We start from the raw sequence: 4,670 nt of genomic DNA, 5'->3' as shown, positions 1-4,670 counted from the left end.
GGCGAGGCCCGGACGCGTATGCCCCTCAGCCGCGGCCGGGGCCGGTGGCCACCGGGCGGGCGGGGTCGGCGGACCACTCGCTCCAGGAACCGATGTACAGGGCCGCCGGAACGCCCGCGACCGCCAGTGCCAGCACCTGGTGGGCGGCCGAGACGCCCGAGCCGCAGTAGACCCCCACCTCGGCGTCCTCGGTGGCACCGAGCCCGGCGAAGCGCTCGGCCAGCTGGTCGGCGGGCAGGAACCGGCCCTCGGGGGTGACGTTCTCCATCGTCGGCGCCGAGACCGCCCCCGGGATATGCCCGGCCACGGGGTCGATCGGCTCCACCTCGCCCCGGTACCGCTCGGCGGCCCGCGCGTCCAGCAGCACTCCGCGCCGGGCGAGCGCCGCCGCGCCGTCCGCGTCCAGCAGCGGGAGGGCGCCGGGCCGGGGCTCGAAGTCGCCCTCGCGCGGGGCGGTGGTCTCGGTGCTCAGCGGGCCGCCGCGCTCGGTCCAGGCGGCCAGGCCGCCGTCGAGGACGCGTACGGACGGGTGACCCGCCCAGCGCAGCAGCCACCAGGCGCGCGCCGCCGCCCACCCCTGTCCGCCGTCGTACGCCACCACGCGCCGGTCCGCCCGGACTCCCGCCCGGCGCATCGCGGCGGCGAAGATGGACAGGTCCGGCAGCGGGTGGCGGCCGGCCGCGCCCGCGGGGCCCGCGAGTTCGGCCTCCAGGTCGACGTAGACCGCACCGGGGAGGTGCCCGGCCTCGTAGACGGGGCGGCCGGGCGGGCCGCCCAGCTGATAGCGGACGTCCAGGAGGAGTGGCGGTTGCTCCCCCGCCAGCTCGTCCATGAGATCGGATGCGGTGATGATGGCATTCATGGGCACCATCCTTGCGTAGATGCGCCTGCGACGATTGGACCACTCGATCACCCTCCGTACAGATGACGGACACCTCGTGGCCATGGCCTGGAAACGGATGCGGGGCTCGAAAGCGGGCATTGTCCTGGCAGGAGCCGCGAATTGCGGCGCGGCCAGGGCGCGCGTTGCGACAGGGGGTGCGAATATCTGTCGGGCGCCACCCCCATCACCGCCCCGCGCACCAGCGGGCCGGCCGGAGCCGCACGGACACCACAACGGTCCGAGGAGAGAGTGACGATGACCGAGGCAGCGACTCGGCACACGCCGGGCACGCCTTGCTGGACGAGCCTGATGGTGCACAGCCTGGCCGCGACGCAGGAGTTCTACCACGCCTTGTTCGGCTGGGAGTTCGCCCCGGGGCCGGAGCACCTGGGCGCGTACGTACGCGCGCGGATCGGCGACCGGCCGGTCGCGGGGCTGGGCGAACTGCCTCCGGAGCGCCACCTCCCGGTTGCCTGGACGACGTATCTGGCCTCCGACGACGCCGACGAGACGGCGGAGCGGATCCGCGCCCGCGGCGGCACCGTGGCCGTGGGCCCGCTGGACGCCGGCGAGGCGGGCCGGATGGCCCTGGCGGCCGACCCGCAGGGCGCGGCCTTCGGCGTGTGGCAGGCGCGCGAGCACCTGGGCGCCGTGGAGATCGGGGCGCCGGGCTCCCCGGTCTGGCACGAGCTGATGACCCGTGACTCCTCGGCCGTCGGCAAGTTCTACGACATGGTCTTCGGCTGCCACAGCGAGCCCTGGAGCGGGGACGGCCCCGGCCCGGCCCCCGAGCCCGGGTCCGATGCGCTGACCCTGCGGGTGGCGGGACGGCCGGTGGCCGCGATCCACGGCGTGGGCGGCGCGCTGCCGCGCGACCGGGGCCCGCACTGGCGGACGTACTTCGCGGTGGCCGACGTGGACAAGGCGGTGCGCCAGGTGGCCGAGCTGGGCGGCTATGTCGTCCTGCCGCCCCAGGACGGCGCGGCGGGGCGTACGGCCACCGTCACGGACCCGGAAGGGGCGGCCTTCGCCCTGGTCGGGACAGACGGCTGACGGGCGGCTGAAGGGCGGCTGAAGGTCGTCTAGGGGGCGGTCCGGGGCGTTTGGGCCTGGTGTGGCACAGGGGCCGGGGCCGCCGCCGGGTCGACGGGGAGCACATCCGGCGACAGCGTGGCGGCGCGGGCGGCCGCGGCCGTCATACGGCGCCGGTGGTGGCGCCGGCACAGCACCTCGTAACCCACCTCGGCCCCGGGCTGGTTGACGTCGCCGACGACGACCTGGGCGCCCTCGACGACCATCTCGCCGCCGACGGTACGGGCGTTGTGCGTGGCGCGGGCCCCGCACCAGCACAACGCCTCGACCTGCAGCACCTCGATCCGGTCCGCGAGCTCGACCAGCCGCTGTGAGCCGGGGAAGAGCTTGCTGCGGAAGTCGGTGGTGATGCCGAAGGCGAAGACGTCGAGCCCGAGGTCGTCCACGACGCGGGCGAGCTGGTCGATCTGGGACGGTGCGAGGAACTGCGCCTCGTCCACGATCACATAGTCGGCGCGGCCCCCGGCCGTGAGGATCCCGACCACATGGGCGTAGAAGTCGAGGTCGTCCCCCGCCTCGACGGCCTCGGTGACCAGCCCGAGCCGTGAGGAGAGCTTGCCCCGGCCCGCCCGGTCGTCCCGGGTGTAGATCATGCCCTGCAGGCCGCGCGCCGAGCGGTTGTGCTCGATCTGCAGAGCGAGGGTGCTCTTTCCGCAGTCCATGGTTCCGGAGAAGAACACCAGCTCGGGCATGGGGTGGCGGGGCCTTTCGTACGGTCGGGACGGGCGAGGCGGACAGGAGCGAGACGGCTCAGGAGCGTACTTCGAGCAGCGGGACAAGCTGCTCGACGGGGGTCATCGAGCCGTGCAGCCCCACCATCGCCGACTCCTTCGGCTCGGTCCGCGACGCGACGATCGCGACATCCGCGCTGGCGGCGGCCACCACATCGCCGATCCGCCGGTACACCCGCTCGTCCACGCCGCCGCCGTCCTCGGGCCGCCCGAACCAGCCCGCCTCGATGGCCTCGTCACGGCTCGCCACCCACATCTGCTCGCCGAGCACCTCGCGCCACACCGCCAGCACATCGCCCGCCGCGCCGGGGACCGCGTACACATGGCGGGCGCGGCCCTCGCCGCCCAACAGGGCGACTCCGGCCCGCAGCTCCCAGTCCTCGTCGAAGTCGATCCGAGACTCCGGGTCGAAGGGGACGTCGATCATGCCGTGGTCGGCGGTCACGTAGAGGGCGGCGCGGGGCGGCAGTTGCTCGGCGAGGCGCTGGACGAGCCCGTCCACATAGCGCAGCTGGGCGCGCCACTCGTCGGAGTCGACGCCGAAGCGGTGCCCCTTGCCGTCGACTTCGCTGTAGTACGTGTAGACGAGCGAGCGGTCGCCCGCGGCCAACTGCTCGGCCGCGAGGTCCATCCGCTCCTCGCCGGAGAGCCGGCCGAGGAAGGTGCCACCGCTCAGCGCGATCTTGGTGAGCGGGGTCTCGGCGAAGGTCGGCGCGGACACCTGGCAGGTGTGCACGCCCGCGGCGTCCGCCAGTTGGAAGACGGTGGGGTACGGCTGCCAGGCGTGCGGATCCGTCCACGGCTGCCAGCGCAGCTGGTTCATCAGGTGGCCGGTGGCGGGGTCGACCACCGTATAGCCGGGCAGGCCGTGGGCGCCGGGCGGCAGGCCCGTGCCGACGGAGGCCAGCGAGGTCGCGGTGGTGGAGGGGAAGCCCGCGGTGATCGGCGCCCCGGTGCCGCCCAGCGAGCCGGGCAGCAGCGAGGTCAGAAAGGGCGCTTCGGCGGGGTGGGCGCGCAGCAGCTCCCAGCCGAGGCCGTCGACCAGGAACACGCATACCCGGTCGGCGGGCGCGAGGGCGAGCCCCGAAGACAGCGACGGCAGGCCCGGGACGCCCTGGCCCGCGGCGACGGCGGGCAGCAGATCGGCGAGCGAGCCCGTACCGTAGCGCGGCACGGGGGCGGAGCGCGGGTCGAGCGGCTGGGGCTCGGGCTCCTGCCAGAGGGAGGCGGTGGCGGAGTCCGCGATGGAGTCGGACATCAGCGGCCTGTGTCCGGCGTTTCCGCGGTGGCTTCCGAGAGCGACTGGGCGAAGGCGAGGGTCTGCCGGACGCTGTCGGGGCCGTCGCCCGCCTCGCTGACCCGCAGGCTCAGGTCGTCGGCGGTCGAAGAGCCGGTGTAACCGTGGTCGGCCTCGCAGTTGGGGTCGCCGCAGGCGGCGGGCTCGAGGTCGAGGCGGTTGACCGCGCCCCAGCCGATGGTGAGGACCACCTCGCGGGGCAGCGTGCCGGGGGTGTACGACTCGGGATTGGCCACGACCCGGCTCAGCACGACCGAGGAGATCCGCTGCAGCTTCACGGACTCGGTGGAGGTGGTGGCGTACGGCGACGGGGAGGTGCCGTCGGCGGCCTGCTCGTCGGTGTGGCTGACGATGAAGCGGGTGCCGGTCAGAACGAGGACCGTGACATGGCGGCGGACCTCGTTGGAGTCGAAGGTGGTCTCCTGATGGACCAGATACGAGACGACCGGCTCACCACCCACGGAGGCCTCCACCGCTTCGGCAACGAGTGCCGGGTAATAGCCGCTGCGCTCGATCGCCGCGCGCAGCCCCTGGGTCGTCGTACCGGTCTTCGCCATGTGCCCATCCTACGGGGCCGCACCGACAGCGGCGCCCATGCCGGCCATGGCCGCGGACGTCAGTAGCTGGGCAGGTGGCGGGGGCCGAGGTCGGTGCGGCCCCGTAGGAT

The 4,670-nt window shown here is 74.1% G+C and carries 5 protein-coding genes; 1 reads left to right on the top strand and 4 read right to left on the bottom strand.

Annotated elements, in window-relative coordinates:
* Nucleotides 1–25: 25 nt before the first annotated feature.
* On the bottom strand, nt 26–862 hold the full coding sequence (locus CCN51_RS30450) for a sulfurtransferase (RefSeq protein WP_014175873.1): 837 nt from the start codon (nt 860–862) through the stop codon (nt 26–28).
* A 276-nt stretch (nt 863–1,138) separates the two neighbouring features.
* On the opposite strand from CCN51_RS30450, the gene CCN51_RS30445 reads away from it, so the two are divergent.
* Nucleotides 1,139–1,936, top strand: coding sequence for a VOC family protein (locus CCN51_RS30445; protein ID WP_055413921.1), 798 nt, complete (start codon nt 1,139–1,141; stop codon nt 1,934–1,936).
* A gap of 29 nt (nt 1,937–1,965) precedes the next feature.
* On the opposite strand, the gene CCN51_RS30440 is transcribed toward CCN51_RS30445, so the two are convergent.
* The 3 genes from CCN51_RS30440 to CCN51_RS30430 are packed head-to-tail and all read right to left on the bottom strand — an operon-like array spanning nt 1,966 to nt 4,560.
* Entirely contained in the window at nt 1,966–2,667 is a 702-nt protein-coding gene (locus CCN51_RS30440) for a thymidine kinase (RefSeq protein WP_014175875.1), read from the bottom strand.
* A 58-nt stretch (nt 2,668–2,725) separates the two neighbouring features.
* Complete coding sequence (locus tag CCN51_RS30435; RefSeq protein WP_014175876.1) at nt 2,726–3,964, bottom strand: alkaline phosphatase family protein; 1,239 nt, start codon at nt 3,962–3,964, stop codon at nt 2,726–2,728.
* Entirely contained in the window at nt 3,964–4,560 is a 597-nt protein-coding gene (locus CCN51_RS30430) for a DUF5998 family protein (protein WP_014175877.1), read from the bottom strand. Before CCN51_RS30430 ends, CCN51_RS30435 begins: the two co-directional genes overlap by 1 nt.
* Between the last annotated feature and the right edge of the window lie 110 nt (nt 4,561–4,670).

It is taken from the genome of Streptomyces milbemycinicus, from assembly GCF_002154605.1.
GTDB lineage: Bacteria > Actinomycetota > Actinomycetes > Streptomycetales > Streptomycetaceae > Streptomyces > Streptomyces milbemycinicus.
This window is presented reverse-complemented; position numbering and strand designations above follow the sequence as displayed.